The 25,224-nt window shown below is 70.5% G+C and carries 22 protein-coding genes, 1 tRNA gene and 1 pseudogene; 19 read left to right on the top strand and 5 right to left on the bottom strand.

Translation table 11 applies throughout. The annotated features are described in order from the left end of the window. Positions 1–5 precede the first annotated feature (5 nt). From EBH09_RS13030 to EBH09_RS13060, 7 genes are all read left to right on the top strand, one after another. The gene (locus EBH09_RS13030; RefSeq protein WP_121747115.1) at positions 6–1,166 is read left to right on the top strand and encodes an acyl-CoA dehydrogenase family protein; all 1,161 of its coding nucleotides are present in this window, start codon (positions 6–8) and stop codon (positions 1,164–1,166) included. A 132-nt stretch (positions 1,167–1,298) separates the two neighbouring features. After that, positions 1,299–2,345: an ABC transporter substrate-binding protein gene (locus tag EBH09_RS13035; protein ID WP_121747116.1), complete on the top strand. Its 1,047-nt coding sequence runs from the start codon at positions 1,299–1,301 to the stop codon at positions 2,343–2,345. Between the two features lie 34 nt (positions 2,346–2,379). Next, complete coding sequence (locus tag EBH09_RS13040) at positions 2,380–3,240, top strand: siderophore-interacting protein (RefSeq protein WP_121747117.1); 861 nt, start codon at positions 2,380–2,382, stop codon at positions 3,238–3,240. 182 nt (positions 3,241–3,422) lie between these two features. Beyond that, entirely contained in the window at positions 3,423–4,865 is a 1,443-nt protein-coding gene (gene desA, locus EBH09_RS13045; RefSeq protein ID WP_121747118.1) for a lysine decarboxylase DesA, read from the top strand. Further along, on the top strand, positions 4,849–6,129 hold the full coding sequence (locus EBH09_RS13050) for a lysine N(6)-hydroxylase/L-ornithine N(5)-oxygenase family protein (protein WP_193776267.1): 1,281 nt from the start codon (positions 4,849–4,851) through the stop codon (positions 6,127–6,129). Before desA ends, EBH09_RS13050 begins: the two co-directional genes overlap by 17 nt. Then, positions 6,126–6,683, top strand: a complete 558-nt coding sequence (locus EBH09_RS13055) for a GNAT family N-acetyltransferase (protein ID WP_121747119.1) — start codon at positions 6,126–6,128, stop codon at positions 6,681–6,683. Before EBH09_RS13050 ends, EBH09_RS13055 begins: the two co-directional genes overlap by 4 nt. Next, complete coding sequence (locus EBH09_RS13060) at positions 6,680–8,452, top strand: IucA/IucC family siderophore biosynthesis protein (protein ID WP_121747120.1); 1,773 nt, start codon at positions 6,680–6,682, stop codon at positions 8,450–8,452. Before EBH09_RS13055 ends, EBH09_RS13060 begins: the two co-directional genes overlap by 4 nt. A gap of 88 nt (positions 8,453–8,540) precedes the next feature. Here EBH09_RS13060 and EBH09_RS13065 read toward each other — a convergent pair whose 3' ends face one another. Beyond that, positions 8,541–10,151 carry a beta-N-acetylhexosaminidase gene (locus tag EBH09_RS13065; protein ID WP_121747379.1) on the bottom strand — a complete coding sequence of 537 codons (1,611 nt, stop codon included), beginning with the start codon at positions 10,149–10,151 and terminating at the stop codon, positions 8,541–8,543. Between the two features lie 90 nt (positions 10,152–10,241). On the opposite strand from EBH09_RS13065, the gene EBH09_RS13070 reads away from it, so the two are divergent. From EBH09_RS13070 to glmS, 3 genes are all read left to right on the top strand, one after another. Then, the gene (locus EBH09_RS13070; RefSeq protein ID WP_121747121.1) at positions 10,242–11,126 is read left to right on the top strand and encodes a DUF4429 domain-containing protein; all 885 of its coding nucleotides are present in this window, start codon (positions 10,242–10,244) and stop codon (positions 11,124–11,126) included. A gap of 89 nt (positions 11,127–11,215) precedes the next feature. Next, complete coding sequence (locus tag EBH09_RS13075; RefSeq protein ID WP_055417062.1) at positions 11,216–11,473, top strand: hypothetical protein; 258 nt, start codon at positions 11,216–11,218, stop codon at positions 11,471–11,473. 33 nt (positions 11,474–11,506) lie between these two features. Further along, positions 11,507–13,324, top strand: a complete 1,818-nt coding sequence (gene glmS / locus EBH09_RS13080; protein ID WP_121747122.1) for a glutamine--fructose-6-phosphate transaminase (isomerizing) — start codon at positions 11,507–11,509, stop codon at positions 13,322–13,324. A gap of 175 nt (positions 13,325–13,499) precedes the next feature. Here the strand turns inward: glmS and EBH09_RS13085 are convergent. Together EBH09_RS13085 and EBH09_RS13090 are read right to left on the bottom strand one after the other, a co-directional pair. After that, a pseudogene (locus EBH09_RS13085) lies at positions 13,500–13,808 on the bottom strand (hypothetical protein); the annotation flags it as partial. Positions 13,809–13,828: 20 nt separating this feature from the next. Next, positions 13,829–14,356, bottom strand: coding sequence for a universal stress protein (locus EBH09_RS13090; protein ID WP_055417064.1), 528 nt, complete (start codon positions 14,354–14,356; stop codon positions 13,829–13,831). Positions 14,357–14,651: 295 nt separating this feature from the next. On the opposite strand from EBH09_RS13090, the gene EBH09_RS37810 reads away from it, so the two are divergent. The 5 genes from EBH09_RS37810 (at position 14,652) to EBH09_RS13115 (ending at position 17,745) form a co-directional block, all read left to right on the top strand. Continuing rightward, positions 14,652–15,005 (top strand): hypothetical protein, encoded by a 354-nt coding sequence (locus EBH09_RS37810; RefSeq protein ID WP_193776268.1) that lies wholly within the window; start codon positions 14,652–14,654, stop codon positions 15,003–15,005. A gap of 387 nt (positions 15,006–15,392) precedes the next feature. Beyond that, positions 15,393–16,580: a helix-turn-helix domain-containing protein gene (locus EBH09_RS13100; RefSeq protein WP_121747123.1), complete on the top strand. Its 1,188-nt coding sequence runs from the start codon at positions 15,393–15,395 to the stop codon at positions 16,578–16,580. A gap of 166 nt (positions 16,581–16,746) precedes the next feature. Then, positions 16,747–17,349 carry an oligoribonuclease gene (gene orn, locus EBH09_RS13105; protein ID WP_121747124.1) on the top strand — a complete coding sequence of 201 codons (603 nt, stop codon included), beginning with the start codon at positions 16,747–16,749 and terminating at the stop codon, positions 17,347–17,349. A 110-nt stretch (positions 17,350–17,459) separates the two neighbouring features. After that, a tRNA-His gene (locus tag EBH09_RS13110) sits at positions 17,460–17,532 on the top strand. Positions 17,533–17,547: 15 nt separating this feature from the next. Then, a complete protein-coding gene (locus EBH09_RS13115) occupies positions 17,548–17,745 on the top strand; it encodes a hypothetical protein (RefSeq protein ID WP_121747125.1) in 198 nt (65 codons plus the stop codon). Between the two features lie 132 nt (positions 17,746–17,877). On the opposite strand, the gene EBH09_RS13120 is transcribed toward EBH09_RS13115, so the two are convergent. Continuing rightward, entirely contained in the window at positions 17,878–18,933 is a 1,056-nt protein-coding gene (locus tag EBH09_RS13120; protein WP_121747126.1) for a LacI family DNA-binding transcriptional regulator, read from the bottom strand. Positions 18,934–19,296: 363 nt separating this feature from the next. Here EBH09_RS13120 and EBH09_RS13125 point away from each other — a divergent pair, with 363 nt between their 5' ends. From EBH09_RS13125 to EBH09_RS13140, 4 genes are all read left to right on the top strand, one after another. Further along, the gene (locus EBH09_RS13125) at positions 19,297–20,622 is read left to right on the top strand and encodes an extracellular solute-binding protein (RefSeq protein WP_121747127.1); all 1,326 of its coding nucleotides are present in this window, start codon (positions 19,297–19,299) and stop codon (positions 20,620–20,622) included. A gap of 5 nt (positions 20,623–20,627) precedes the next feature. Continuing rightward, on the top strand, positions 20,628–21,638 hold the full coding sequence (locus EBH09_RS13130; protein WP_121747128.1) for a sugar ABC transporter permease: 1,011 nt from the start codon (positions 20,628–20,630) through the stop codon (positions 21,636–21,638). Between the two features lie 12 nt (positions 21,639–21,650). After that, entirely contained in the window at positions 21,651–22,559 is a 909-nt protein-coding gene (locus EBH09_RS13135; RefSeq protein ID WP_121747129.1) for a carbohydrate ABC transporter permease, read from the top strand. 112 nt (positions 22,560–22,671) lie between these two features. Then, the gene (locus EBH09_RS13140; protein ID WP_121747130.1) at positions 22,672–24,111 is read left to right on the top strand and encodes a GH1 family beta-glucosidase; all 1,440 of its coding nucleotides are present in this window, start codon (positions 22,672–22,674) and stop codon (positions 24,109–24,111) included. A 110-nt stretch (positions 24,112–24,221) separates the two neighbouring features. Here the strand turns inward: EBH09_RS13140 and EBH09_RS13145 are convergent. Continuing rightward, a partial coding sequence (locus EBH09_RS13145) for a chitinase (RefSeq protein WP_121747131.1) occupies positions 24,222–25,224 on the bottom strand: 1,003 nt, incomplete at its 5' end.

A 25,224-nucleotide genomic window follows, 5' to 3' on the forward strand; every position in this document is an offset into this window, starting at 1 on the left:
CAGCCATGGACCACAAGCTCTCCCCCGAACTCGAGGAGCTCCGCCGCACGGTGGAGGAGTTCGCCCACGACGTCGTGGCGCCCAAGATCGGCGACTTCTACGAGCGGCACGAGTTCCCGTACGAGATCGTCCGGGAGATGGGCCGCATGGGCCTGTTCGGCCTGCCGTTCCCGGAGGAGTACGGCGGCATGGGCGGCGACTACCTGGCGCTCGGCATCGCCCTGGAGGAGCTGGCCCGCGTCGACTCGTCGGTGGCGATCACCCTGGAGGCGGGCGTCTCGCTGGGCGCCATGCCGGTCCACCTGTTCGGCACCGACGAGCAGAAGCGCGAGTGGCTGCCCCGGCTGTGCTCCGGCGAGATCCTCGGCGCCTTCGGCCTGACCGAGCCGGACGGCGGCTCGGACGCGGGCGCGACGCGGACGACGGCCCGCCTGGACGCGGAGACGAACGAGTGGGTCATCAACGGCACCAAGTGCTTCATCACCAACTCGGGCACGGACATCACCGGTCTGGTGACGGTCACGGCGGTCACCGGCCGCAAGCCGGACGGCCGTCCGCTCATCTCGGCGATCATCGTGCCGTCCGGCACCCCGGGCTTCACGGTCGCCGCCCCCTACTCGAAGGTCGGCTGGAACGCGTCGGACACCCGTGAGCTGTCCTTCTCCGACGTCCGGGTCCCGGCGGCGAATCTGCTGGGCGAGGAGGGCCGCGGGTACGCCCAGTTCCTGCGCATCCTCGACGAGGGGCGCGTCGCCATCGCGGCGCTGGGCACGGGGCTCGCGCAGGGCTGTGTCGACGAGTCGGTCAAGTACGCGAAGGAACGTCACGCCTTCGGCAAGCCCATCGGCGCCAACCAGGCGATCCAGTTCAAGATCGCCGACATGGAGATGAAGGCCCACACGGCCCGCCTCGCGTGGCGCGACGCGGCCTCCCGGCTGGTGACCGGCGACCCCTTCAAGAAGGAGGCGGCGCTGGCGAAGCTGTACTCGTCGACGGTGGCCGTGGACAACGCCCGCGAGGCCACCCAGATCCACGGCGGCTACGGCTTCATGAACGAGTACCCGGTGGCCCGCATGTGGCGGGACGCGAAGATCCTGGAGATCGGCGAGGGCACCAGCGAGGTCCAGCGGATGCTGATCGCGAGGGAGTTGGGCCTGGTGAGCTGAGGTACGGGCGGTCCGGGCGGGGTTGGTCCGGGGCTGGTCACAGCCCCGCCCTATGAACAAGATCTGAGGTTAGGCTAACCTACCTTGAACTTGTCCTGCGGACGCTCCGCACCGTTCGAAAGCAGCCACGCCATGTTCAACGCCAGAGCTACCCACCTGACCCGTCGCGGAATCCTCGCCGCGGGCGGCGCACTCGGCCTCGGTGCCGTACTCACGGCCTGCGGTGACGAGGACGCGAAAAGCGGTGGCTCGGACGACGGGAAGGCCGCCGCCAAGTCCGGTCCCTGGTCCTTCAAGGACGACCGCGGCACGACCGTGAAGCTGGACGAGGTCCCGGCGAACATCGTCGCCTTCACCGGTGTCGCCGCCGCCCTCCACGACTACGGCGTCCAGGTCAAGGGCGTGTTCGGGCCCACCACGACCAAGGACGGCAAGCCCGACGTCCAGGCCGGCGACCTCGACGTCAGCAAGGTCACCGTCCTCGGCAACGAGTGGGGCAAGCTCAACGTCGAGAAGTACGCCACCCTCGCCCCCGAGGTGCTCATCACCACGACGTTCGACACCGCGGGCACCCTCTGGTCCGTCCCGGAGGACTCCAAGGACAAGATCGCCAAGCTCGCTCCGAGCGTCGCGATCTCCGTCTTCGACCGCCAGCTCACCCAGCCGCTCCAGCGCATGTGGGAGCTGGCCGAGTCGCTCGGCGCGGACATGAAGGCCAAGAAGGCCACCGACGCCAAGGCCGCCTTCGAGAAGGCCGCGGCCCGACTGCGCGCCGCCGCCAAGGCCAAGCCCGAGATCAGGGTGCTGGCCGGCTCCGCGAGCGCCGAGCTCTTCTACGTCTCCGGCACCAACCTCTCCGTGGACCTGGAGTACTTCAAGGCCCTCGGCGTCAACTTCGTCGAGCCCTCCGAGGCGGCCAAGAAGGCGACCGGCGGCTGGTTCGAGAGCCTGAGCTGGGAGAACGTCGACAAGTACCCGGCCGACGTCATCATCATGGACGACCGCGCCTCGACCATCCAGCCCGCCGACATCACCGAGGGCACCTGGAAGCAGCTGCCCGCGGTCAAGGCCGGCCAGGTCATCGCCCGCTCCCCCGAGCCGATCCTGTCCTACGACAAGTGCACGCCGCTCCTCGACAACCTGGCCGAGGCGATCGAGAACGCCAAGAAGGTCGGCTGACCTCTCGCCCTCTCCCCTCCTCCCGGAGCCCTTCATGACGACGGCCGTAGCCGCCCCGTTCCGCTTCTTCTCCCTCCAGGTCGTACGGACGAGGCGGCTCGGGCCGTCTCTGACCCGGGTCACCTTCGCGGGCCCCGACCTGCGCGCTTTCCACTCCGGCGGGCAGGACCAGTCCCTGTCGCTGTTCCTGCCGCATCCGGGGCAGCCGGAGCCCGCGGTGCCCGTCGAGCTGGGCGACGGCTGGTGGCAGGGGTGGCGTGAACTGCCCGACGACGTACGCGCGGTGATGCGCTCGTACACGCTGCGGGGCCTGCGCCGGGACGCCCACGGGGACACCGCGGAGATCGACATCGACTTCGTGCTGCACGGCGTCGAACCCGGGGCCGCCCTCCAGGCCGGCCCCGCCTCCCGCTGGGCCGCCGACGCCGCCCCCGGCGACCGGGTCGTGCTGCTCGGCCCGGCGGTCGCCGACAACCGGGCGATCCGCTTCCGGCCGCCCGAGGACACCGACCTGGTGGTGATCTGGGGCGACGAGACCGCCGTACCGGCCGCCTGCGCCATCGTCGAGTCACTGCCGCCCGGCACCCGCGCCCGGGTCTGGCTGGAGGTGCCGCACGCCGAGGACGTGCAGGAGCTGACGACGGCGGCCGACGCCGAGGTCGACTGGCTGGTCAGGGACGTCACCAGCGGCCCCGAGGCCACCCTCACCACCCTGCGCGCGGCCCAGCTGCCGCCCGCCGAGCGCCCGTACGTCTGGATCGCCGGCGAGTCCGCCCGCGTCAAGCAACTGCGCAGGCACTTCGTGGGCGAACGCGGCATCGACCGCCGCCGCGTCACCTTCGTCGGCTACTGGCGTCGGGGCCTGACGGAGGAGCAACTCCGCGAGCAGGGCTGACGACCGGCACCCCAAGCCTCAACTCACCGTCCGTGACGCACCGGTGATGCGCAAGTGACGACAGTCACGTAGCGGCGTGCGCTTGATCGAAGTTACTTAGGTTAGGCTAACCTAAGTCGAAGCAAGGGCTTCGCCCTCTCCCCGCCCCCCTCTCGGCCCGTCCCCAACCGGAGGACCCCCACATGCGTTCGCACCTGCTCAACGACACCACCGCGGAGCAGTACCGCCGCTCCGTGACCGAAGGAGTCGAGCGGGTGGCCGCCAAAATCGCCACCACCGACCGCCCGTTCACCGGCGTCACGGTCGACGCCCTCTCCCCCCGCATCGAGGAGATCGACCTCGACAAGCCGCTGCACGACACGGCCGCGGTCCTCGACGAGCTGGAGGACGTCTACCTCCGCGACGCCGTCTACTTCCACCACCCCCGCTACCTCGCCCACCTCAACTGCCCGGTCGTCATCCCGGCCGTGCTCGGCGAGGCCGTGCTGTCCGCCGTCAACTCCTCGCTGGACACCTGGGACCAGTCGGCCGGCGGCACGCTCATCGAGCGGAAGCTGATCGACTGGACCACCGCCCGCATCGGTCTCGGCCCGGCGGCCGACGGCGTGTTCACCTCCGGCGGCACCCAGTCCAACCTCCAGGCGCTGCTGCTGGCCCGGGAGGAGGCGAAGACGGAGAACTTCGCCGACCTGCGCGTCTTCGCCTCCGAGGTCAGCCACTTCAGCGTCAAGAAGTCGGCGAAACTGCTCGGCCTCGGCCCCGACGCCGTCGTGTCGATCCCCGTCGACCACGACAAGCGCATGCGGACCGTCGCCCTCGCCCGCGAGCTGGAGCGCTGCGCCGCGGACGGCCTGGTCCCCATGGCCGTCGTCGCCACCGGCGGGACCACCGACTTCGGCTCCATCGACCCGCTGCCCGAGATCGCCGGACTGTGCGAGCAGTACGGCGTGTGGATGCACGTGGACGCGGCCTACGGCTGCGGGCTGCTCGCCTCCCTGAAGTACCGGGACCGCATCGAGGGCATCGAGCGCGCCGACTCGGTCACCGTGGACTACCACAAGTCCTTCTTCCAGCCGGTGAGTTCGTCGGCCGTACTGGTCCGGGACGCGGCCACGCTGCGCCACGCCACCTACCACGCGGAGTACCTCAACCCGCGCCGCATGGTGCAGGAACGTATCCCCAACCAGGTGGACAAGTCCCTCCAGACCACCCGCCGCTTCGACGCGCTGAAGCTGTGGATGACCCTGCGCGTGATGGGCGCCGACGGCATCGGCGAGCTGTTCGACGAGGTGTGCGATCTGGCCGCCGAGGGCTGGAAGCTGCTCGCCGCCGACCCGCGCTTCGACGTCGTGGTCCAGCCGTCGCTCTCCACCCTGGTCTTCCGCTACGTACCGGCGGCCGTCACCGACCCCGCCGAGATCGACCGCGCCAACCTGTACGCCCGCAAGGCCCTGTTCGCCTCCGGCGACGCGGTGGTCGCGGGCACCAAGGTGGCCGGGCGCCACTACCTGAAGTTCACCCTGCTCAACCCCGAGACGACCACGGCCGACATCGCCGCCGTCCTCGACCTGATCGCCGGCCACGCCGAGCAGTACCTGGGAGAGTCCCTTGACCGCGCTTCCTGAAGCCAGTGCCCCGTACGACTTCGTGGGGATCGGCCTCGGCCCCTTCAACCTCGGCCTGGCCTGCCTCACCGAGCCCATCGCCGGGCTGAACGGCGTCTTCCTGGAGTCCAAGCCGGACTTCGAGTGGCACGCCGGCATGTTCCTGGACGGCGCCCACCTCCAGACACCGTTCATGTCGGACCTGGTCACGCTCGCCGACCCCACGTCCCCGTACTCCTTCCTGAACTACCTGAAGGAGAAGGGCCGGCTGTACTCGTTCTACATACGGGAGAACTTCTACCCGCTGCGCGTCGAGTACGACGACTACTGCCGCTGGGCCGCGAACAAGCTGAGCTGCGTGCGCTTCAGCACGACGGTCACCGAGGTGACGTACGACGAGCGGGACGAGCTGTACGTCGTCGCGACCACGGGCGGCGACACGTACCGCGCCCGCCGCCTGGTCCTCGGCACCGGCACCCCGCCGCACATCCCGGACGCCTGCCGGGGCCTGGCCGGCGACTTCATCCACAACTCCCGCTATGTGCAGCACCGGGCGGAGCTGGTGAAGAAGAAGTCGATCACGCTGGTCGGCAGCGGCCAGTCCGCCGCCGAGATCTACCACGACCTGCTCGGCGAGATCGACGTCCACGGCTACCAGCTGAACTGGGTGACCCGCTCCCCGCGTTTCTTCCCCCTCGAATACACCAAACTCACACTGGAGATGACCTCCCCGGAGTACGTGGACTACTACCACGCCCTCCCCGAGGACACCCGCTACCGCCTCACCGCCGAGCAGAAGGGCCTGTTCAAGGGCATCGACGGTGACCTGATCAACGAGATCTTCGACCTGCTCTACCAGAAGAAGCTCGGCGGCCCGGTCCCCACCCGTCTGCTCACCAACTCGGCGCTGACCGACGCCCGGTACGCGGACGGCAGGTACACGCTCGGCTTCCGGCAGGAGGAGCGGGGCAGCGACTTCGAGATCGAGACCGAGGGGCTGATCCTGGCCACCGGCTACCGGTACGCCGAGCCGGAGTTCCTCAAGCCCGTCCGGGACCGGCTCCGCTACGACTCCCGGGGCAACTTCGACGTCGCCCGCAACTACGCCGTCGACGTCACGGGCGGCGGCGTGTTCCTGCAGAACGCGGGGGTCCACACGCACAGCATCACCAGCCCCGATCTGGGCATGGGTGCCTATCGCAACAGCTACATCGTCCGAGAGCTGCTCGGCACCGAGTACTACCCGGTCGAGAAGTCGATCGCGTTCCAGGAGTTCAGCGCATGAGCACCACCACCCCCACGGCCGCCGGCATCGGCGCGCTCACCCTCCGCCCCCTCGACCCGCTGAAGGACGCCGAACTGCTGCACGGCTGGGTCACGCACCCCAAGTCCGCGTTCTGGATGATGCAGGACGCGAAGCTGGTGGACGTCGAGCGCGCCTACATGGAGATAGCCGCCGACGAGCACCACCACGCCTACGTCGGCCTGCACGACGGCGTCCCCGCCTTCCTGATGGAGAGGTACGACCCGGCCCACCGCGAGCTGGTCGGCCTGTACGAGCCCGAGCCGGGCGACGTCGGCATGCACTTCCTGGTCGCCCCCACCGACCGGCCCGTGCACGGCTTCACCCGCGCCGTCATCACCGCCGTCATGGCCGAACTGTTCGCCGACCCGGCGACCGCCCGCGTCGTCGTCGAACCGGACCTCGACAACAAGGCCGTCCACGCCCTGAACGCGGCCGTCGGATTCGTGCCCGAGCGCGAGATCCAGAAGCCGGAGAAGAAGGCGTTGCTGAGCTTCTGCACCCGCGAGCAGTTCGAGAAGGCGGTGTCCGCATGAGCCTCGCCGACGCCGTCGCCCACCTCTCCCCCGAGCGCTGGGACCAGGCCAACCGCCTCCTGATCCGCAAGGCCCTCGCCGAGTTCACGCACGAGCGGCTGCTGGCGCCGGAGCACTCCACGGGCAACGGGTACGTCGTCCGCTCCGACGACGGCGGGACCGAGTACCGCTTCACCGCCACCGTCCGCGCCCTGGACCACTGGCAGGTGGACGCGGACTCGATCACCCGCCACCGCGACGCCACCGAGCTCCCGCTCGCCGCGCTGGACTTCTTCATCGAGCTGAAGGAGTCCCTGGGCCTGAGCGACGCGATCCTGCCCGTGTACCTGGAGGAGATCTCCTCCACCCTCTCCGGCACCTGCTACAAGCTGACGAAGCCGAAGCTCACCTCCGCCGAGCTGGCGACCAGCGGCTTCCAGGCCGTCGAGACCGGCATGACCGAGGGCCACCCCTGCTTCGTCGCCAACAACGGTCGGCTCGGCTTCGGCATCCACGAGTACCTGTCGTACGCCCCGGAGACCGCGAGCCCGGTCCGGCTGGTGTGGCTGGCCGCGCACCGCTCGCGGGCGGCGTTCACGGCCGGTGTCGGCATCGAGTACGAGTCCTTCGTACGGGACGAGCTGGGCGAGGCGACCGTCGACCGCTTCCACGGCGTGCTGCGCGAGCGGGGCCTGGACCCGGCCGACTACCTGTTCATCCCGGTCCACCCCTGGCAGTGGTGGAACAAGCTCACCGTCACCTTCGCCGCCGAGGTCGCCCGCGGGCACCTGGTCTGCCTGGGCGAGGGCGACGACGAGTACCTGGCGCAGCAGTCCATCCGCACCTTCTTCAACACCTCGCGCCCCGAGAAGCACTACGTGAAGACGGCGCTGTCCGTCATCAACATGGGCTTCATGCGCGGCCTGTCGGCGGCGTACATGGAGGCGACGCCGGCCATCAACGACTGGCTCGCCCAGCTCATCGAGGGCGACCCGGTGCTCAAGTCGACGGGCCTGTCGATCATCCGGGAGCGGGCGGCCGTCGGCTACCGGCACCTGGAGTACGAGCAGGCCACCGACCGCTACTCGCCGTACCGCAAGATGCTGGCGGCGCTGTGGCGCGAGAGCCCCGTCCCGTCCCTCCAGGACGGCGAGACGCTCGCCACCATGGCCTCCCTCGTCCACGTCGACCACGAGGGCGCCTCGTTCGCGGGCGCGCTGATCGAGCGGTCGGGGCTCGCGCCCGCCGAGTGGCTGCGGCACTACCTGCGGGCCTACTTCGTCCCGCTGCTGCACAGCTTCTACGCGTACGACCTGGTCTACATGCCGCACGGCGAGAACGTGATCCTGGTCCTGAAGGACGGGGTCGTGCAGCGGGCGGTCTACAAGGACATCGCCGAGGAGATCGCGGTGATGGACCCGGACGCGGTGCTGCCGCCGGAGGTCTCCCGGATCGCGGTCGAGGTCCCGGAGGACAAGAAGCTCCTGTCGATCTTCACGGACGTCTTCGACTGCTTCTTCCGCTTCCTCGCCGCGAACCTCGCCGGCGAGGGGATCGTGGAGGAGGACGTCTTCTGGCGGACGGTCGCGGAGGTCACCCGCGAGTACCAGGAGTCGGTGCCGGAACTGGCCGAGAAGTTCGACCGGTACGACATGTTCGCGCCCGAGTTCGCGCTGTCCTGCCTCAACCGGCTCCAACTGCGCAACAACGAGCAGATGGTGGACCTCGCGGACCCGTCCGGCGCGCTCCAGCTCGTCGGGAACCTGAAGAACCCCATCGCGGGCCTGTAGCGAAGGGACATGGCGAGCGGCTCCTCACAGACGGGCGGGCACCCCGGGGACGGTCCTCCGGGGTGCCCGTCGGGCATCGCGTCGCGGGTCAGTCGGCAGTCCAGGGCACCTGCGGCGACCGGTAGTAGTCGATCCCCAGCGCCTCCCAGCGCGGTGCCTGCTCGGCGAGCCGCACCTTGTAGGTGTCCCAGTCGTGCGTCTTCGCCGGGGACCAGCCCAGCTCGGCGACGCCCGGCAGTCTCGGGAAGGCCATGAAGTCGAGCTGGTCCGGCGTCTCCAGGGTCTCCGTCCACATCGGCGCCTCGACACCGCGGACCGCGGAGGCCGGGGCGCCCGGCAGATAGGCGCCCGGGTCCCAGTCGTAGGACCGCTGCACCTCCACGTAGCCCGCCCAGGACAGACCCAACGGGGTGTCCTTGTTGTACTTCATGTCCAGGTACGTCCGGTCGGCCGGGGACAGGATCAGCCCGGTCCCGTTCTGGGCGGCCTTCGCGACCTGTGCCTTCTCCGCGTCGCTGGTGCGGTCCAGGCCCCAGTACTGGACCAGCGCGCCCTCGGCGGGGGTGGCGCCGGCCAGCTGATGCCAGCCGATGACCGTCTTGCCGTACTTCGCGACGACCGGCTGCACCCGGTCCATGAAGCGCACGAAGTCCTCGTGCGGGGTGGAGTGCGCCTCGTCGCCGCCGATGTGGAGGTAGCGGCCGGGAGTGAGCGCGGCGATCTCGCGCACGACGTCGTCCACGAAGTCGTACGTGACCTCCTTGTCCACGCACAGCGAGCTGAAGCCGACCTTGGTGCCGGTGTACAGCGGGGGCGCCACGCCGTCGCAGTTCAGCTCGGCGTAGGAGGCGAGGGCCGCGTTGGTGTGGCCCGGCATGTCGATCTCGGGGATCACCTCCAAGTGGCGGGAGGCGGCGTAGCGGAGGATCTCCTTGTAGTCGGCCTTGGTGTAGTAGCCGCCGGGGCCGCCGCCGACCTCCGTGGAGCCGCCGTACGTCGCCAGGCGCGGCCAGGAGTCGATGGCGATGCGCCAGCCCTGGTCGTCGCTGAGGTGCAGGTGGAGCTTGTTGTACTTGTAGAGGGCGACGCGGTCGATGTAGCGCTTGACCTCGTCGACGGTGAAGAAGTGCCGGGAGACGTCCAGCATGGCGCCGCGCCAGCCGTAGCGCGGGGTGTCCTCGATGGTGCCGCCCGCGACCAGCCAGGGTCCGGGCTGCACGGAGTCCTTCTCGACGGCGGCGGGCAGGAGCTGACGGAGGGTCTGGACGCCGTGGAAGAGACCGGCGGCCTCGCGTGCGGTGATGGTGACGCCGCCGAGGCCGCTGTCCAGGCGGTAACCCTCGTCGCCGTACGGGCCCTTGGCCAGGCGGAGCCGTATGCCGCCGTGGCCGTGGGAGGTGACGGGGAGCCGGTAACCGGTGGAGGGCCGCAGGAGGTCGGCGAGGTAGTCGCCGACGCGGCGGGCCTCGCGCGAGTCGTCGACGTGGATGCGGGTGCCGCGGGTGATGCGGTACGGGGAGCCGCCCGGTTCGACCGACGCGGGAGCCGGAATCACCCGGTCCAGGGGAGTGGCCGCCGGCGTCCTCCGGTCCGGCGCCGCGCCGGTGGTCATGGCGCCGACCGCGGCGACCAGCAGCAGCGAGCCCAGGATCCGGGTCAGCCGGGGAGTCGTTCTGTGGTGCCGTCGAAGAGGTCTCACGTGCGCTCCCTTCACGATGGTGCACAGATGGGGGTGCGGACCACTCTCCCTCACAACCGCCGTACGCAGAAGCGGTGAAACAATCCGCGCATGGCGGAAATCATCCAGAAGGACGGAACGTGGGTCTTCGACGGCGACACCCTGCGGCTGACTCCCGGGCGGGACAAGAACGTCGGTCTGCTCCGCAGGGAACTGGGTGAACTACTCGTCCCGCTGGCGGCGTTGGCGGGCATATCGTTCGAGCAGGGCAAGAAGTCGGGCCGGTTGCGGCTGCGCCTGCGGGACGGCGCCGACCCGTTGCTGCACGCGACCGGCGGCCGGCTGGCCGAGCCGCACGACCCGTACCAGCTGATCGTGGAGTCCGACCGGTACGGCGTCGCCGAGTACTTCGTGGACGAGGTGCGCAACGCCCTGCTCCTCGACCAGGTTCCGTCCGGCCCGGTGGACGCCTACCTGCTGCCCGGCCCCTCCGTACCGCTGTCGGTGTCCGCCGGGGACGGCATCGCGAGCTTCGACGGCGAACGCGTGCGCCTGGAGTGGAAGTGGCAGGCGGAGGACGCCAAGTCGGCCGCCGGCACCCGCACCCTCCCCCTGGCCGACATCGTCGCGGTCGAGTGGCAGCCGACGGTCGGCCTGGAGAACGGCCACCTCCGCTTCACCGTGCGAGGCGCGCCGACCAAGGCACCGCCCAAGTACGATCCCAACGCCGTGGAGCTGTGGGGCTTCAAGAAGGATCCACTGATGGCCCTGGTGGCCGCGGCCGTGCAGGCCCGCCTCCCGCACCCGGCCGCGCCCGTGGCCCCGGAGGAGACCCGGCCGGCGGAGGACACGCCCGCCCCGGCCACCGCCACCGCCGAGGACGACCACGACGCGCTGCTGCGGCGGCTGCGGGAGCTGGGTGAACTGCACCGGTCGGGGGTGCTGACGGACGAGGAGTTCACCCTGGCGAAGCAGGCGGTACTGAAGCGCATGTAGGTGTCCTCGCGGACACGCCCCGGCGGGAGTCTGCCCGAAATCGGGCAGGATTCTTGCGAAACCCTCACTCGTACCCCAGGATCTACCGGGTGCACGACGAACTCGTTGATCATCTGACGCGGTCCACCCCCCTGAGCCGGGGCGAGGCGCTGCGCGTGATCCAGGACGTGCTCGCCTACTTCGACGAGACGACCGAGGAGTACGTCCGTCGCCGCCACCGCGAGCTCCAGGCCCAGGGCCTGGTGAACGCGACGATCTTCGAACGGATCGAGGCGGACCTTAAATACCGGGCGGTCGCACCGCCGGAGCTGTCGCTCCGCCAGCTGCGCCGCATCGTCTACGGCTGAGAAGCCGAAGAGGGACACGAGGTTTACGTATACATGTGCGGAATCGTCGGATACATCGGCAAGCGTGACGTCGCCCCCCTGCTGCTGGAGGGCCTCCAGCGCCTGGAGTACCGGGGTTACGACTCGGCGGGCATCGTCGTCACCTCGCCGAAGGCGGCCGGCCTGAAGATGGTCAAGGCCAAGGGCCGGGTCCGTGACCTGGAGGCCAAGGTCCCGGCGCGCTTCAAGGGCACCACCGGCATCGCCCACACCCGCTGGGCCACCCACGGCGCCCCGTCCGACCTGAACGCGCACCCGCACATGTCGGCCGACGACAAGGTCGCCGTCGTGCACAACGGCATCATCGACAACGCCGCCGACCTGCGCCGCAAACTGGAGGCGGACGGCGTCGAGTTCCTCTCCGAGACCGACACCGAGGTCCTCGTCCACCTCATCGCCCGCTCCGAGGCCCAGAAGCTGGAGGACAAGGTCCGCGAGACCCTCCGGCTGATCGAGGGCACCTACGGCATCGCCGTGATGCACGCCGACTTCCCCGAGCGCATCGTCGTCGCCCGCAACGGCTCGCCGGTCGTCCTCGGCATCGGCGAGAAGGAGATGTTCGTCGCCTCGGACATCGCCGCGCTGGTCGCCCACACCCGCCAGATAGTCACCCTCGACGACGGCGAGATGGCCACCCTCAAGGCGGACGACTTCCGCACCTACACCACCGAGGGCACCCGCACCACCGCCGAGCCGACCACCGTGGAGTGGGAGGCCGCCTCCTACGACATGGGCGGCCACGACACCTACATGCACAAGGAGATCCACGAGCAGGCCGAGGCCGTGGACCGCGTGCTGCGCGGCCGGATCGACGACCGCTTCTCCACCGTGCACCTCGGCGGCCTCAACCTGGACGCCCGCGACGCGCGTGCCGTGCGCCGGGTGAAGATCCTCGGCTGCGGCACCTCGTACCACGCGGGCCAGATCGGCGCCCAGATGATCGAGGAGCTGGCCCGCATCCCCGCGGACGCCGAGCCCGCCTCCGAGTTCCGCTACCGCAACGCGGTCGTCGACCCCGACACCCTGTACATCGCCGTCTCCCAGTCCGGTGAGACCTACGACGTGCTGGCCGCCGTGCAGGAGCTGAAGCGCAAGGGCGCCCGCGTCCTCGGCATCGTCAACGTGGTCGGCTCGGCGATCGCCCGGGAGGCCGACGGCGGCATGTACGTGCACGCCGGCCCCGAGGTCTGCGTCGTCTCCACCAAGTGCTTCACCAACACCTGCGTCGCCTTCGCGCTGCTCGCCCTGCACCTGGGCCGCACCCGCGACCTGTCCGTGCGCGACGGCAAGCGGATCATCGAGGGCCTGCGCAAGCTGCCGCAGCAGATCTCCGAGATGCTGGAGCGGGAGGAGGACATCAAGAAGCTGGCCGCGCAGTACGCCGACGCCCGCTCGATGCTCTTCATCGGCCGCGTCCGCGGCTACCCGGTCGCCCGCGAGGCCTCCCTGAAGCTCAAGGAGGTCTCCTACATCCACGCCGAGGCCTACCCGGCCTCCGAGCTGAAGCACGGCCCGCTCGCGCTGATCGAGCCGGCCCTGCCGACGGTCGCGATCGTGCCCGACGACGACCTGCTGGAAAAAAACCGCGCGGCCATGGAGGAGATCAAGGCCCGCAGCGGCCAGATCCTCGCCGTCGCCCACCAGGAGCAGGAGAAGGCCGACCACACGATCGTCGTCCCGAAGAACGAGGACGAGCTGGACCCCATCCTCATGGGCATCCCCCTCCAACTCCTCGCCTACCACACGGCCCTGTCCCTGGGCAGGGACATCGACAAGCCGCGCAACCTCGCGAAGTCGGTGACGGTGGAGTAGAAGCACCCCGAAGGGGCGCGGGGCCGTATCGATTTGCGGCTCCGCCGCGTGGGCGCGAGCAACCCCCACGCACCTGCACGGGCAAAGACAACCGAACGGCCCCCCACGTATGCCACCAGACACGTGGGGGGCCGTCCCTGTCGCCGGGAGCCGCCCAACCCCCGGCCCGTGGCGGCTAAACCGTCACACCCCGGCCCGCAGCACGCCCGCGCGGCGCCGTGGGCCAGTGCGCCAGGACCGCCGTCGCCGCGTACCAGGCGACCGCGCCCGCGGCGACGGCGAACCATCCGCCCGCCTTCCCCAGCGCCCCGGCGTCCGCGAAGGCGGCGATCGAGAGCAGCAGCGGGGAGACGCAGAGCAGCCCGTACATCCCCTGCCCGAGCAGATCGCCGCCGGCGAACGTCAGGGAGAGGGCGACGAGGGCGAACAGGAGCAGGAAGAGTCCCGCCGCGTTGGCGGAGACCTGGCCGCCGGCCGAGACGGCCGGAGCCACCGCCCGAGCCGTTACGGAATGACCACCACGGGCCGCTTCGCCCGCTTGGCGAGCCGGCCGGCGACGGAGCCGAAGAGGCGGCCCACCAGGCCGTGGCTGGAGCCGACGACGATGGCGTCCGCCTCGTACTCCCGGCCCACCTCCTCGAGTTCGTGGCAGATGTCGCCGCCGCGCTCGACCAGGATCCAGGGCACCTCGGCGAGATAGTCGGCGCACGCCAGCTCCAGACCCAGCACCTCGGTGCGGTGGTCCGGTACGTCGACGAAGACGGGGGGCTCGCAGCCGGCCCACACGGTGGTGGGCAGCCGGTTGGCCACGTGCACGATGACCAGGCCGGAGCCGAGCCGGCGTGCCATGCCGATGGCGTACGCGAGGGCACGCTCGCTGGACGTGGAGCCGTCGAAGCCGACGACGACGCCATGCTTGAAGGCTGGGTCGCACGACTGGCGTGGCTCTTCGGCCGCCAGGGGCTCGGCCGCCGTAGGTTCGGCGACGGGCCGCTTGCGGTCCGCGGGTTCGAAGAATTCGTGACCGGCCATGGCTGTCTCGGCGTTTTTATCCTCTATGGGGGACAACTGTGTGCGGCGGAGCCGTGTGTCCGGGAATGGTCTTCCCAACCCCATACCCCCAAGGGTACGGCGCCAAGCCTCCTTCGCCCAGATCCCGCGTACGGTCCGCCGCGGGTTCCCCGGAGCATGCCCGAGGGGGCGCCCGTAACGCAATGGTTGCTGCGCTGTACAGGCGGTTTGCACAGGATTCAACTGCCGGTGGCCGGTCGTGACCGGCGCTTCGCACAACCGTTGATCTCCATGCCGCCAGCCCCAGGGAGCACGCATGTCCGGACCGCACCAGCCCTCCGAGCCGCCGTCCGGCGCACCCTACGTCCCCGATCCGGCCGCGCCGTCCCGGGACGGCGTCACCGATCTCGTCCGCTGGGCGGCCTTCAGCTGCTTCCTCGTCCCGGTCGTACTCCTCTGGTACGGCACCTCCTTCGCCGGCACCGCCGGCACGGCCCTCGGCCTGGCCGCCGTCACCGGCGCCTGCCGCCTGCTGCTGCGCCGGTCCGAGCGCCTCGCGGCGCGGCCGGCCGGCGAGGATGGCGCGGTGCGGGCCGGGCGCCGGCACCGGGCCGGGCCGCCGGCCCGCAGGGGCGGACGGCACGCCGGGGAAAACACACCGGTCGACTGACCGGTTTCCGCGCACTAGTCCGCTTCTTTTCAGCCAACTTCTGAGGGTGGCTCATCCCTGCCCCCCACCACCCCCCAACCCCCGTTCCACCTGCACGGAAAGGGTCTCCGGGACCCTGCGCACCCTACGGGGATTGGCCACTGCGACAAGGCGCACTTCCCTGGGGCGCCCCGGAGTGCCACGCTTCGTGATCGACTGCTTCACGCCAAGTTGCCATGTCGACAATGTCCCAAGTGCCGAACCGGCCACCTCGGCGCGATGGGACACAGTAGATTCGATCTTGACTGTCTACGGCGGGGGACTCGTGCAGGACCGAGGGGAAACGTGTTGGAGCGACAGACCCGAAAGGATCAGGGCGCCGCGACCACCGAGGGGGGCTTAGCAATCATGGGCCACGACTCCACCGCCGCGCCGGAAACCGCGGCCCGGAAGCTCTCCGGGCGACGCCGCAAGGAGATCGTCGCGGTGCTGCTGTTCAGCGGCGGCCCCATCTTCGAGAGTTCCATACCGCTGTCGGTGTTCGGGATCGACCGCCAGGACGCAGGCGTGCCGCGCTACCGGCTGCTGGTGTGCGCCGGCGAGGAGGGCCCGCTGCGGACCACGGGGGGCCTGGAACTCACCGCGCCCCAGGGCCTGGAGGCGATCTCCCGGGCCGGCACCGTCGTGGTGCCCGCCTGGCGGTCGATCACCTCTCCGCCACCGGAGGACGCGCTCGACGCCCTGCGCCGCGCGCACGAGGAGGGCGCCCGCATAGTCGGGCTGTGCACCGGCGCCTTCGTGCTCGCGGCGGCGGGCCTGCTCGACGGCCGCCCCGCGACCACCCACTGGATGTACGCGCCGACGCTGGCCAAGCGCTATCCGTCGGTGCACGTCGATCCGCGCGAGCTGTTCGTGGACGACGGCGACGTGCTGACGTCGGCGGGCACCGCGGCCGGCATCGACCTGTGCCTGCACATAGTGCGCACGGACCACGGCAACGAGGCGGCCGGCGCGCTGGCCCGCCGCCTGGTGGTCCCGCCGCGCCGCTCGGGCGGCCAGGAGCGCTACCTCGACAGGTCTTTACCGGAGGAGATCGGCGCCGACCCGCTCGCCGAGGTCGTCGCCTGGGCGCTGGAGCACCTCCACGAGCAGTTCGACGTGGAAACACTGGCGGCCCGCGCGTACATGAGCCGCCGCACCTTCGACCGCCGCTTCCGCTCGCTCACCGGCAGCGCCCCGCTGCAGTGGCTGATCACCCAGCGGGTGCTCCAGGCGCAGCGCCTGCTGGAGACGTCCGACTACTCGGTGGACGAGGTCGCGGGCCGCTGCGGCTTCCGCTCCCCGGTGGCACTGCGCGGCCACTTCCGCCGCCAGCTCGGTTCGTCCCCGGCCGCCTACCGGGCCGCCTACCGGGCCCGCCGCCCGCAGGGCGAGCGGCCGGCGGCCCCGGAGGCCGGCACCGAGGGAACCCCCCGGGTCCCCGTCCCGCCCGAGGCCGCCCTGGCACCGGAGAGCGCGGTCCCGTACCAGACCCGCCGCAGCGTGCCACCGATGCCGACGGCGGCGAGCCTGCCGGGGCAGCGCAGCGCGCCGTGACATGAAGTGACGTGACATATCGAACGCCGGGCGGGCCGTCCAGCCCGTCCGGCGTTCGAGGACGAGGCCGTCCAGGCCGGAGCGGGGGCCTGGGGGCGCGGCCCCGGGCGGGACCGGCACCGACGCCGGGGGACCGGACGGCGGACGTCAGCCGTAGGGTGTCCGCATGAACGATCGCATGGTGTGGATCGACTGCGAGATGACCGGCCTCTCGCTGTCCGACGACGCTCTCATCGAGGTGGCCGCCCTCGTCACCGACTCCGAGCTGAACATCCTCGGCGAAGGTGTCGACATCGTCATCCGTCCGCCGGAGCGGGCCCTGGAGACGATGCCGGAGGTGGTGCGTCAGATGCACACCGCGTCCGGCCTGCTCGCCGAGCTCGACGGCGGCACTACGCTGGCGGACGCCGAGGCGCAGGTCCTGGCCTACGTCCGGGAGCACGTGAAGGAGCCCGGCAAGGCCCCGCTGTGCGGCAACTCGGTCGGCACCGACCGCGGCTTCCTGCTGAGGGACATGGCGACGCTGGAGGACTACCTCCACTACCGGATCGTCGACGTCTCCTCGATCAAGGAGCTGGCCCGCCGCTGGTACCCGAGGGCGTACTTCAACAGCCCCGAGAAGAACGGCAACCACCGCGCGCTCGCCGACATCCGCGAATCCATCGCCGAACTGCGCTACTACCGGGAAGCCGTCTTCGTCCCGCAGCCCGGTCCGGACTCCGAGACCGCCAAGGCGATCGCCGCGAAGCACGTCGTGCGGGCCCGGTAACAGCACACCGGCGGGCCCGGTAAAGGCGTGCGCGAGCACCCCTTCGGACCCTGTACACTTTTTCTCAGCCGGTCGGGGAAGCCCACCACGGGTTCCGAAGACCGGCCATGGTGGGTGTAGCTCAGTTGGTAGAGCACCTGGTTGTGGTCCAGGTGGCCGCGGGTTCAAGTCCCGTCACTCACCCTGATACGTCAGCCGGTGGCCTTCGCGAGAAGGCCACCGGCTGACGGCGTTCCCGGGGTCCCCCTCGACGACCACGAGCGGGAGGAGTACGTGGGTCAGGAGGCCGAGCCGCTGCTCGCCCCCGCCCACCTCGCCCCCGCGCTGCGGGACGGGACGTCACGTCTGACGCCCATGCCTGACGCCCGCGCCTGCCGCCGTACCTCGCGGGCGTAGCAGGGCATCGACGGGAGCGAACGACCCGGCCGACAGGCACTCGGGCGGCGCGTCGCCGGGACATTCGCTCCGGTCAGCACCGGTCGGCAACGGTCGGCACGGGTCAGCGCCGGTTCGCCCCGGCCCGGGCCGTCACGACGACGCCCGCTCCACCAGTTCCGTCGCCAGGACCACCTGGTGCCGCTCCAGCCCTCGCGAGGCCGCCGGGCGGCGGTCCGCGATCTCGGTGAGCAGCAGGTCTATCATCGCGCGGCCCATCTCCTCGATGGGCTGCCGCACACTGGTCAGGGGCGGCTCCATGTGGCGGGCGATGGCCGAGTCGTCGTAGCCGACCAGCGCCACGTCGTCCGGGATGCGCCGGCCCGCCTCGCGCAGGGCCTGGCGGGCGCCGGCCGCGGTGACGTCCGAGCCGGCGAAGACGGCGTCCAGGTCGGGGCGGCGGCGCAGCAGTTCCACCATGGCGCTGCGCCCGCCCTCCTCCGTGAAGTCCCCCGCCTCGATCAGCCGCTCGTCCGCGTCGTGGCCCGCGTCGCGCAGGGCCGCGCGGTAGCCGTCGACGCGCCGCTGGGCACCGTAGACGTCGAGGCGGCCGGTGATGTGCGCGATGTGGCGGCGGCCTCGGGACAGCAGGTGTTCGACGGCCGAGCGGGCGCCGCCGTAGTTGTCCGAGTCCACCGACGCCAGCGACTCCCGGGCCGAGCGCGGGCCGCTGATCACCGCGGGGATCTCCAGCTGGGACAGCAGGTCGGGCAGCGGGTCGTCGGCGTGCACCGAGACCAGCAGGACGCCGTCCACGCGGTGCGCGGCCAGGTACTGGGCGAGCCGCTGCCGCTCCCGGTCGCTGCCCGCGAAGATCAGCAGCAGTTGCATCTCGGTGTCGGACAGTTCGGCGCCGACGCCCTTCAGCATGTCCGAGAAGTACGGTTCCGCGAAGAAACGGGTCTCCGGCTCGGGCACCACGAGCGCGATGGCGTCCGTGCGGTTGGCGGCCAGGGCGCGGGCCGCCGTGTTCGGAACGTAGCCGAGTTCCGCGACCGCCGCCTCCACCGCCGCCCGGGTCGCGTCGCTGACCCGGGGCGAGCCGTTGATCACCCGGGAGACCGTTCCCCTGCCGACGCCCGCCCGTGCCGCCACCTCTTCGAGGGTGGGCCGGCCACCGCTCCGCCCACGCGCTCCGTGGCTTGCCATCGGCTCCGCCTCCCGTCGACACCCCGCACTCTGCGGCTGGCCTGGAATTTAACAGGCCGGTCGGGTGTAATGACCGGCTCCGGGCCGCCGCCCGCCGCGGAGGGGTGCCTCGACGCCGCTCGCGACGTCCAGTTAACAGGCCGATAACTGAACGCACTTCGTCGCGTCCGCTCCCTTGACACCCCCGCCCGGACCGACGACTCTTCAACACATCACTTGTGGGAGCGCTCCCACACTACCTGGCACATACACATCCCGCACGTTCCCCGCCCGAGCCGCAGCGTCGAACGAACCACATGAAGCAGCGGTCCCAACCATGTAGTTGGCCGGGGGGTCGGCACGTCAGGGCAACAGGAGGACGCAATGCGAGCAGCACGTAATCGATCCGCCCGCAAGGCGGTGGTCGTCGCGGCCATCGCGTCGCTGGGCGCCGGGCTGCTGGCCGGCTGCGCCGACGACGGCAACGACGAGGACGGCTCGTCGTCGGGCGACAGCAGCGGCAAGACCACCATCACCCTCGGCCTGTTCGGCACCATGGGCTTCAAGGAGGCGGGCCTCTACGAGGAGTACGAGAAGCTCAACCCCGACATCAACATCGAGGAGACCGTCACCGAGCGGAACGAGAACTACTACCCCGCTCTGGTCAACCACCTCACCACCGAGAGCGGCCTCCAGGACGTCCAGGCCATCGAGGTCGGCAACATCGCCGAGGTCGTCGAGACCCAGGCGGACAAGTTCGCGGACATGGCCAAGGTCGAGGGCGTCCAGCCGAGCAGCTGGCTGGACTGGAAATGGAAGCAGGGCGTCACCAAGGACGGCCAGGCGGTCGGCCTCGGCACCGACATCGGCCCGATGGCCATCTGCTACCGCAAGGACCTCTTCGAGAAGGCGGGCCTGCCGACCGACCGCGACGAGGTCGGCGCGCTGTGGGCCGGGGACTGGAAGAAGTTCGTCGAGACCGGCGAGAAGTACAAGAAGGGTGCCGGCAAGGACACCTACTTCATGGACTCGCCCGGCGGTCTGATCAACGCCATCCTCAGCAGTGAGGAGGAGAAGTTCTACGACTCCTCCGGCGAGGTCATCTACAAGACCAACCCCGCCGTCAAGGATGCGTTCGACCTGACGGCGGAGGCCGCGGAGAAGGGCCTGGTCCAGGCGCAGACCCAGTTCCAGCCGGCCTGGGAGCAGACCATCTCCAACAACCTGTTCGCCACCGTCGCCTGCCCGCCGTGGATGATCGGCACCATCAAGGGCAAGTCGCAGCCCGACGCGGCCGGCAAGTGGGACGTGGCCGTGGCCCCGAAGTCCGGCAACTGGGGCGGCTCCTTCCTGGGCGTGCCGAAGAGCGGCAAGAACGTGAAGGAGGCGCAGAAGCTGGTCGCCTGGCTGACCGCGCCGGAGCAGCAGGCCAAGCTCTTCGCCGTGCAGGGCAGCTTCCCGAGCGCCCCGGCCGCCTACAAGCTTCCCCAGGTGACGGACGCGAAGAACGAGATGACCGGTGCCGCGCCGATCGGTGACATCTTCGCCAAGGCCGCCGAGGCCATCCCGGCCCAGGTGATCGGACCGAAGGACCAGATCATCCAGCAGGGTCTGACCGACAACGGCGTCATCCTCGTCACCCAGGGCAAGTCGCCCGAGGAGGCCTGGGAGAACGCCACCAAGACCATCGACAACAACCTGGAGAAGTGACCGGAATGACCACCCGGCACGACACCGCCGCGCCCCCCGAGAAGGGGGGCGCGGCCCCGGGCCGACCGCCCGGTGACGCGGTCTCCCCCGAGGCGGCGAGGAAACGGGCCCGGCTCTCCCGCCGCTGGCAGCGCGACATGCGCTGGAGCCCGTACGCGTTCGTCGCACCGTTCTTCGTGTTCTTCGCCGCGTTCGGCCTGTTCCCGCTGATCTACACCGGCTGGGCCTCGCTGCACTCGGTGGAGCTGACGGCGCCCACCGACATGGCGTGGACGGGCCTGGACAACTACACCAGGATCTTCGACGACGACTTCTTCTGGAACGCCGCGAAGAACACGCTGACCATCGGCATCATCTCCACGGTGCCGCAGCTGATGATGGCGATGGGCCTCGCGCACATCCTCAACTACAAGCTGCGCGGCTCCACCTTCTACCGCGTCATCATGCTCGCGCCGTACGCCACGTCGATCGCCGCCGCCGCGCTGGTCTTCGTGCTGCTCTTCGGCCGCGACTACGGCATGATCAACTGGGTGCTCGACTCGGTGGGCCTGGGCAAGGTCGACTGGCAGAACGACAAGTGGGCGTCCCAGTTCGCCGTCTCGTCGATCGTCATCTGGCGCTGGACCGGCTACAACGCGCTGATCTACCTGGCGGCGATGCAGGCGATCCCGCAGGACCTGTACGAGTCGGCGGCGCTGGACGGTGCCAGCCGGTGGCGGCAGTTCATCCACGTCACGCTGCCCGCGCTGCGCCCGACGATCCTGTTCACGGTCGTCGTGTCGACCATCGGCGCCTCGCAGCTCTTCGGTGAGCCGCTGCTGTTCGACGCCAACAAGGGCGCCTCGGGCGGCGGCCAGCACCAGTTCCAGACGCTCGGCCTGTACCTGTACGAGCAGGGCTGGGTCAACCAGCACCTGGGCCGCGCCTCCGCGATCGCCTGGACGATGTTCCTGATCCTCATCGTGATCGGGCTCGTCAACTACGTCATCTCGCGCCGGCTGCGCGCCAGTAGTTAAGGAGAACCGGCCGTGACGACGACCCTGACGAAACCCCCGGCCGAGCCGGTGTCCGAGCCTCCGCGGCGGCGCCGCCGGTCCAAGGCGTCCCGGGCCGGCGGGCAACTGCACGCCGGGCCGATCGCGTACATCATCCTCGCCCTGTTCACGCTCGGCTCGCTGTTCCCGCTGGTGTGGACGGCCATCGCCGCCTCCCGCGACAACCAGCGCCTGGCCCAGACCCCGCCGCCGCTCTGGTTCGGCTCCAACCTCTTCGACAAGCTGGAGATCGCCTGGACCGACGCCAACATGGGCGAGGCGATCCTCAACACCACGATCGTCGCGGGGATCTCCTCGGCCACCGTCGTCTTCATGGCGACGATCGCCGGTTTCGCCTTCGCCAAGCTGAAGTTCCGGGGGCGCAACGCGCTGATGCTGGTCGTGGTCGGCACGATGATGGTGCCGCCGCAGCTCAGCGTCATCCCGCTGTACATGATGGTCGCCGAGCTGGACTGGTCCGACCAGCTCCAGGCGGTGATCTTCCCGTCCCTGGTCAGCGCGTTCGGCGTGTTCTTCATGCGGCAGTACCTGCTCCAGGCGCTGCCGGACGAGATCATCGAGGCCGCACGGGTGGACGGAGCCAGCAGCTGGCGGGTGATCTGGCACGTGGTGTTCCCGACGGCGCGGCCCGCGATGGCCGTGCTGGGGATGCTGACGTTCGTGCAGGTGTGGAACGACTTCCTGTGGCCGTTCCTGGTGCTGACCCAGAACGGCAACCCGACCGTGCAGGTCGCGGTGGCGGGCCTCGGCCGCGGCTTCACCCCCGACCAGGCCCTGATCATGGCCGGCGCGCTGCTCGGCACGCTGCCCCTGCTGCTGGTCTTCGCGATCTTCGGCAAGCAGATCGTGGGCGGCATCATGCAGGGCGCCGTCAAGGGCTGACGCCTCACCTCGGGGGCCGGGTCACCGCCGCCCCGGCCCCGACCTCCCCCCCTCGCCATCACTACACGTCGGTCTCTCACGACCCGTCCCGACCTGCTATGGGAGCGCTTCCATGCTTGAGTCCGCAACGCCGGTGACCCCGGTGACCTTCCCCCCTGCCTTCCTGTGGGGCGCCGCGACCTCGGCGTACCAGATCGAGGGCGCGGTGCGGGAGGACGGCCGTACCCCTTCGATCTGGGACACCTTCAGCCATACGCCGGGGAAGACGGCCGGCGGCGAGACCGGTGACATCGCTGTCGACCACTACCACCGCTACCGCGACGACGTGGCGCTGATGTCCGAGCTGGGTCTGGGCGCCTACCGCTTCTCCATCTCCTGGCCCCGGGTCCAGCCGACCGGCCGCGGCCCCGCGGTCCAGCGCGGCCTGGACTTCTACCGACGTCTGGTGGACGAGCTGCTGGCCGCCGGGATCAAGCCGGCCGTCACCCTCTACCACTGGGACCTGCCGCAGGAGCTGGAGGACGCGGGCGGCTGGCCCGAGCGGGACACGGCGTACCGGTTCGCCGAGTACGCGCAGATCGTCGGCGAGGCGCTCGGCGACCGGGTCGAGCAGTGGATCACGCTCAACGAGCCGTGGTGCGCCGCCTTCCTGGGCTACGCCTCCGGGGTGCACGCCCCCGGCCGTACCGACCCGGCGGCCTCGCTGCGCGCCGCGCACCACCTGAACCTGGCGCACGGCCTGGGCACGGTGGCCCTGCGCTCGGTGATGCCGGCCCGCAACTCGGTGGCCATCAGCCTCAACACCTCCGTGGTCCGGCCGCTGTCGCAGCGGCCCGCGGACCTGGCGGCGGCGCGGAAGATCGACGACCTGTCCGGCGGGATCTTCCACGGCCCGATCCTGCACGGCGCCTATCCGGCCACCCTGCTGGAGGCGACGGCGTCGGTGACCGACTGGTCGCACGTCGAGGACGGCGACCTGGGCCTGATCCGCCAGCCGCTGGACGCGATCTGCCTCAACTACTACACGCCCACCGTGGTGTCGGCGGCGGACGCGGACTCGCGCGCGCCGCGCGCCGACGGGCACGGCTCGAGCGACCACTCGCCGTGGCCGGCCGCGGACGACGTGGCGTTCCACCAGCCGCCGGGCGACCGTACGGAGATGGGCTGGAGCGTCGACCCGACCGGCCTGCACGAGCTGATCATGCGCTACGACCGCGAGGCTCCCGGCCTGCCGCTGTACATCAGCGAGAACGGCGCCGCCTACGACGACAAGCCCGGCGCGGACGGCACGGTGCACGACCCCGAGCGGGTCGCCTACCTGGACGGCCACCTCCGGGCGGTCCGCCGGGCCATCGCCGACGGCGCCGACGTCCGCGGCTACTACCTGTGGTCCCTGCTGGACAACTTCGAGTGGGCCTACGGCTACGAGAAGCGGTTCGGCGCGGTGTACGTCGACTACGTCTCCCAGCAGCGCATCCCGAAGTCGAGCGCCCTGTGGTACGGGCGCGCGGCCCGCACGGCGACGCTGCCGCCGGTGGAGTCGGCCGAATAGACCGCCGCCCCCGAAGGGCCGGGAGCGGCGGAGGGGCGGGGGCGGTGAGGGGGGCGGGCGCGGCATTCCACGGGGGTGCCGCGCCCCGGCCTGTGGAGGTGCGCGCCGGGTCAGTTGTAGGCGGCGAAGGCCTTCGCGAAGGCGTCCTTGTCCTGGTCGATGGAGCTGCACGTCGCGTCGGCCGCGGGCTTCGGGCCGCCCGGGCAGGGCTTGTCGCGGGTGGCGGACCACATCGACAGCCAGCCGATCCCCTTGGACTCGGCGAACCTCACCAGCTGCGTGGCGTCGTCGACCTTGAAGACCTCGGTGACGACGTCGTTGACGCCGATCATCGGGGTGACGGCGACCGTCTTCCAGGCCTCGCTGTCGGAGAGGCCGAGGACGCCCTTGACCTGGGCCTGGGTGGCGGTGGCCGCCTGCTCGGCGTAGGTGCCCATGTCGCCGCTGTAGGCGGGGCCGTAGTCCATCGCCATGATGTTGACGTTGCCGATCTTCACGCCGTTCTTCTCGGCGTCGGCCAGGAGGTCGACGCCCGCCTGGGTCAGTCCCTCGGGCATGACCGGCAGGGTGAAGGAGACGTCCAGGTCCGGGTGCTTCCTCTGCAGGCCGGCGATGGCCTGCGAACGGCGGGTGTTGGCGGCCGTGTCGGGCAGGGCGCCACCCTCGACGTCGAAGTCGACCTTGGTCAGCCCGTAGGTGTCCACGACCTTGCCGTACGCCGCCGCCAGCGCCTCCGCCGTCGTGCACGTCGTGGCCAGTTCGGAGCCGGCCGCGCCGCCGAAGGAGACGCGGACGTCGCCGCCCTCGGCGCGCAGGGCGCCTATCTGGTTCGCCACCGCGTCGCTCGCGAGGTCGGTGACGCCGCCCCACTTGGGGGTGCAGCCGCCACCGTCGGTGACGAAGGCGAGGTTGTAGTTCTTCACGCCGGTCGCCTCGGCACTCGCGACCAGGTCGAAGGCCGGGTAGAGGGAGGTGTCGACGTAGGGCGCGAAACCGGCGCCGGTGGCGGTGCCGTTGCCGGGGGTCTCGGTGGGCGCGGGGGCGGTGGCCGTGTCGGTCGGCGTCGGCTCGGCGGTGGCCGTGTCGCTCGGAGTGGGGGGCGGCGTGGGCGTC

The organism is Streptomyces sp. E2N166 (assembly GCF_003671715.1).
In the GTDB taxonomy this organism is placed as follows: domain Bacteria; phylum Actinomycetota; class Actinomycetes; order Streptomycetales; family Streptomycetaceae; genus Streptomyces; species Streptomyces thinghirensis.

Coding starts and splice junctions, on each gene's coding strand:
- EBH09_RS13040 (WP_121747117.1), top strand. CDS start 2,380: ATGACGACGGCCGTAGCCGCCCCGTTCCGCTTCTTCTCCCTCCAGGTC.
- EBH09_RS13140 (WP_121747130.1), top strand. CDS start 22,672: ATGCTTGAGTCCGCAACGCCGGTGACCCCGGTGACCTTCCCCCCTGCC.
- EBH09_RS13070 (WP_121747121.1), top strand. CDS start 10,242: ATGGCGGAAATCATCCAGAAGGACGGAACGTGGGTCTTCGACGGCGAC.
- desA (WP_121747118.1), top strand. CDS start 3,423: ATGCGTTCGCACCTGCTCAACGACACCACCGCGGAGCAGTACCGCCGC.
- EBH09_RS13090 (WP_055417064.1), bottom strand. CDS start 14,356: ATGGCCGGTCACGAATTCTTCGAACCCGCGGACCGCAAGCGGCCCGTC.
- EBH09_RS13120 (WP_121747126.1), bottom strand. CDS start 18,933: ATGGCAAGCCACGGAGCGCGTGGGCGGAGCGGTGGCCGGCCCACCCTC.
- EBH09_RS13035 (WP_121747116.1), top strand. CDS start 1,299: ATGTTCAACGCCAGAGCTACCCACCTGACCCGTCGCGGAATCCTCGCC.
- EBH09_RS13125 (WP_121747127.1), top strand. CDS start 19,297: ATGCGAGCAGCACGTAATCGATCCGCCCGCAAGGCGGTGGTCGTCGCG.
- EBH09_RS13030 (WP_121747115.1), top strand. CDS start 6: ATGGACCACAAGCTCTCCCCCGAACTCGAGGAGCTCCGCCGCACGGTG.
- EBH09_RS13130 (WP_121747128.1), top strand. CDS start 20,628: ATGACCACCCGGCACGACACCGCCGCGCCCCCCGAGAAGGGGGGCGCG.
- glmS (WP_121747122.1), top strand. CDS start 11,507: ATGTGCGGAATCGTCGGATACATCGGCAAGCGTGACGTCGCCCCCCTG.
- EBH09_RS37810 (WP_193776268.1), top strand. CDS start 14,652: ATGTCCGGACCGCACCAGCCCTCCGAGCCGCCGTCCGGCGCACCCTAC.
- EBH09_RS13055 (WP_121747119.1), top strand. CDS start 6,126: ATGAGCACCACCACCCCCACGGCCGCCGGCATCGGCGCGCTCACCCTC.
- EBH09_RS13100 (WP_121747123.1), top strand. CDS start 15,393: ATGGGCCACGACTCCACCGCCGCGCCGGAAACCGCGGCCCGGAAGCTC.
- orn (WP_121747124.1), top strand. CDS start 16,747: ATGAACGATCGCATGGTGTGGATCGACTGCGAGATGACCGGCCTCTCG.
- EBH09_RS13060 (WP_121747120.1), top strand. CDS start 6,680: ATGAGCCTCGCCGACGCCGTCGCCCACCTCTCCCCCGAGCGCTGGGAC.